Source organism: Mycobacterium asiaticum, assembly GCF_001668675.1.
Classification (GTDB): Bacteria; Actinomycetota; Actinomycetes; order Mycobacteriales; family Mycobacteriaceae; genus Mycobacterium; species Mycobacterium asiaticum_D.
On sequence record NZ_LZKQ01000208.1, the window covers coordinates 1 to 3,856 of the forward strand.

General features: G+C 67.5%; 1 protein-coding gene. It reads right to left on the reverse strand.

Features of this window, described 5'->3' with window-relative positions; all coding sequences use genetic code 11:
• Positions 1 to 87 precede the first annotated feature (87 nt).
• On the reverse strand, positions 88 to 3,597 hold the full coding sequence (gene car / locus A9X01_RS17345) for a carboxylic acid reductase (RefSeq protein WP_065121918.1): 3,510 nt from the start codon (positions 3,595 to 3,597) through the stop codon (positions 88 to 90).
• Between the last annotated feature and the right edge of the window lie 259 nt (positions 3,598 to 3,856).

Consider the following 3,856-nt stretch of genomic DNA (forward strand, 5'->3'; position numbering starts at 1 on the left):
CCCTGCGCGGTGCTCGGCGGCTATTTCCCCCGGGGTAATTTCTCGGGGGTGGGGGGGTTACCCGCCGAACGCCTTCTCGAACTGTCTCTAGAGCAGGCCCAGTAACCGCAAATCGCTCACGTACTTGCCGATGATCGCCGGCGTGATGTGCGGGATGTCCTTGTCCGCTCCGATTTTCGCGTCCTGCACCGCCGCCCGGAACCGCTCGGTCGGCGCGATCGACCCACACTCGGGCTTCGCCGGCCGCTGGTAATTGTGCAGCAGTGGCAGCAACGAGCTGTGGCGCTGCGCTTCCGGCAGCGCCCGCAATGACGTCTCGAACCGCTGCAGCCAGTCGCCGTAGTCGGCGATCCGCTGGATGGAGCAGCCAGCCGGGTCGACCAGCCAGTCGACGAACTCGTCCAGGCCGATCCCGTCGTCGTACGGGTTCATGACGTGGAAGGTCTGGAAGTCGCGGTCGTTCAGCGAACCCAGCGTCGCAATGGCCTCGGCGATGAACTCCACCGGCAGACCGTCGTAGTGCGAGCGCTGACGCTTGCCGTTGGCGTCGAGTTCGTAGAAGGAGCCCGGCGCGATCCCGGTTGCCACCAGGCTGAGCATCATCCGGGTGAACATGTCCGGCACGTTGAGCTGACCCGGATAGCTGGTGTCAGCCAGGATCATGTCGCAGCGGAACACCACCACCGGCAGCCCGCACAGGTCGTGCGCCTCCCGCAGCAGCACCTCACCGGCCCATTTGCTGTTCGCGTAGCCGTTGGCGTAGCTGTCGTCGATCACCCGGGTGGCGCTGATGGTCCGGACGTCGGCGTCCTCGACGAACTGCCCCGCCGGGATCTGGTCACCGACCGCGATCGTCGAGGTGTACAGGAACGGCTTCTGCCGGGTGGTCACCGCCAGCCGCAGCAGCTCGGCGGTGCCCAGCGCGTTGGGTCCGAACAGCTGGCTGTACGGCAGTACGTGGTTGACCAGCGCCGCGGGGTCGACGATCAGGTCGACGGTGTCGGCCAGCCGCTGCCAGGTGTCGGCATCCAACCCGAGGTTCGCTTCGCCCTTGTCGCCGGCGAGCACCTCGAGATGATCGGCGGCCAGTCCCTGGTAGTGGGCCAGCAACATCAGGTCGCCGTTGTCGAAGACCTGGTCCAGCCGCTCCCGTGCCGACGCGTCGGACTTCGCCCGCACCAGGCAGATCACCTTGCCGTCGACCATGTGCATCCGCTCCAGCCATTCCAGCGCCAGGTAGCGACCCAGGAAGCCGGTCGCGCCGGTCAGCAGGACGGTGCGGATCTGTGCGCGGGGCCCCGGTAGGCCCGGCGCGGCGGCCAGGGTGGCGGCGTCGATGAACTTCTCCAGCGTGAGGTCACGTGCGTGCACCTCGGTCGCGTCCCGTCCGTGCACCGATGCGAAAGTGGGTCGCTGAGCCCCGGGAGCGCGCTGCGCGTCGATGTAGTGCGCCAGCGTCTGCAAGTCGCTGGCCGGGCTGACGATGACGCCCACCGGCACGTCGACGCCGAAGATCTCGTGCAGCAGGTTGGCGAACGACAGCGCCGACAGCGAGTCACCACCGAGGTCGGTGAAGTGGGCGTCCGGTCGCAGATCGCTCGCGCCGGTGCCCAGCAACGCCCCCGCCGCGCGGGACAGCGTCTCCAGCACCGGCCGCTCCGCGCCGCCCTGGCGCAGCTCACGCAATTCGTTGGCCTGGCTGTCCGCCAGCTCGGTGTACAGCTGTTCCAGCCGCTCGCCGTAGTGCTTCTTCAGCTGCGGGCGCGCCAGCTTGCGGATGCCGGTCAACAGGCCGTTCTCCAGCGTCCACGGGGTCGTCTCGATCAGGAAGTCACGCGGGATCTCATACGACTGCAGATCCGCCGCCTTGGCGACCTCCTGCAGCGACGCCGCGATCCGCGACTTGAGCTCGTCGCCACCGAAGCGTGCCAGCGCGTCCTCGGTGGGAACGATCACGGCCAGCAGGTAGGCGCGCGCGCTGTTGCCGTAGACGTAGGCCTGACGGACCAGCGGGCTGTCGGCGAACAGCGGCTCTAACTTGGACACCGTGACGAACTCGCCCTGGGACAGCTTGAGCACGTTGTTGCGCCGATCCAGGTAGACCAGTTCGTCCGGGCCGACCAGGGCCATGATGTCGCCGGTGCGGTAGAAGCCGTCCTCGTCGAACACTTCGGCCGTGACTTCCGGGCGCTTGTAATAGCCGGGGAACATGTTGGCGGTCTTGAGCAGCAGCTCGCCGCGCGGGTGTGGGCGGTCGGTCAGGAAGTAGCCCAGGTCGGGCACATCGACCAGTTTGTAGTCGAGCACCGTGGAGCGCCGGATACCGCCGTCGATGGTGGCCATCCCGGCCTCGGTCGAGCCGTAGCCTTCGACCAGGTGGATGTCGAGCAGGTCTTCGACCCACGCCTTCATCTCATCCGATATCGGTGCTGAGGCCGTCAGCGCTTCGACGAAGCGACCGCCCAGCACGGTGGAGCGCAGCTCGTCGAGCACCTGCCGCTGGGCCGCCGCGGGGTCGTCACCGCCGGCCACCAACCGGTCGACCTGACTCTGGCACTTCTCGAACAGCATGTCCCACACCCGCGGTACGAACGTGAGCTCGGTCGGCCGCACCGCGGCCAAGTCCTCGAACAGGGTGGACAGGTCGCTCTTGCCGACGAAGTAGGCGGTGCCGCCGTTGCCCAGCGTGCCGAACAGGATCTGTCGGCCCATGATGTGGCTCATCGGCATGAAGTTCAGCGTGATCGAGGGCTCTGTCTTCGGCTTGGACTCGAAGTCGTTGCTGGCCCAGAAGTTCAGCACCCGGCTCTCGTTGTTCATCGCGCCCTTGGGTGCGCCGGTGCTGCCGGAGGTGTAGATCAGCAGCGCGACGGGGTTGTCGGCGCTGGAATCTCCCGACGGCACGGGCAGCCCCGCACCCCGCGCCAGCACCTCGTCGAGGGTCTCGACGACGACGGCGGTGCCGGACAACCGGGTGCGCGCGGCCTCGACGGCGTCTCGCTCGTCGGAAACCTGCGGGTGGTAGTCGAAGACCACTAGCCGGGCGGGCGCGTGCCCGGTCAGCGCCAGCTCGACGGCGTCGGCGAGATTCCCGACGCTCGCGGCGATCACGGTCGGCTCGGTCTCGGTGACGATCGGCCGTAGCTGAGTCAGCGCCGCACCGGTCTGCAGCGGTACCGACACCGCGCCCAACTTCGCCAGCGCAACATCGATCACGGTGTAGTCCACGCTGGTGAAACCAACGATGCAGACGCGGTCTCCGGTTCGGACGGCGGCGTCGGCGGCCAGTGCCGCGGCGCAGGAGTCGATACGAGACGACAATTCGCGGTAACTGACGGTGTCGAAGCGGGGGAGCAGTTCGAGCGTGGTGCGGCCGGTGACCGGGTCGGTCACGAACTCGGCGGCCCGCTGGCCCAGGGCCGGGCGGTCGGCGTAGCCCGCCATGACGGTCTCGACGAGCTGGTTCAAACGCAGGCCGGGCCGGCGGATCGCGGCGGAGATCTTCGGGTCGGGTTTGGCGGCGGCGAACTGCGCGTCGGTGGCGTAGAGGTTCTCGATGCGGCCTGCAAGCCGCTCTTCGCGTGTGGTGGTTGACATAGCAGTGCCTCGCATCTGACAGGTGGTGATATGTGGCGCCTCGGTGCGCTCCGATAGGTAGAACGTTAGCAAAAGTAACGATCTACGGGGCTATGACTTCCGCCACTCGGTCCCGTTCCTTCCCTCCCCCGGGGGACGACCCCTCCCCTTCCCGGCGCGAGCAGACGCAGAATCGCACGATTCGGTCGGTGTCAAGCTGCTTGGAGTCGTTCGGAGTCGGGGAGGTTGATGCCAACGGTGTCGGCGGGGCTTGGTGTTC

Excerpts from the sequence above, each read along its gene's own strand:
- car (WP_065121918.1), bottom strand. The coding sequence starts at position 3,597 with ATGTCAACCACCACACGCGAAGAGCGGCTTGCAGGCCGCATCGAGAAC.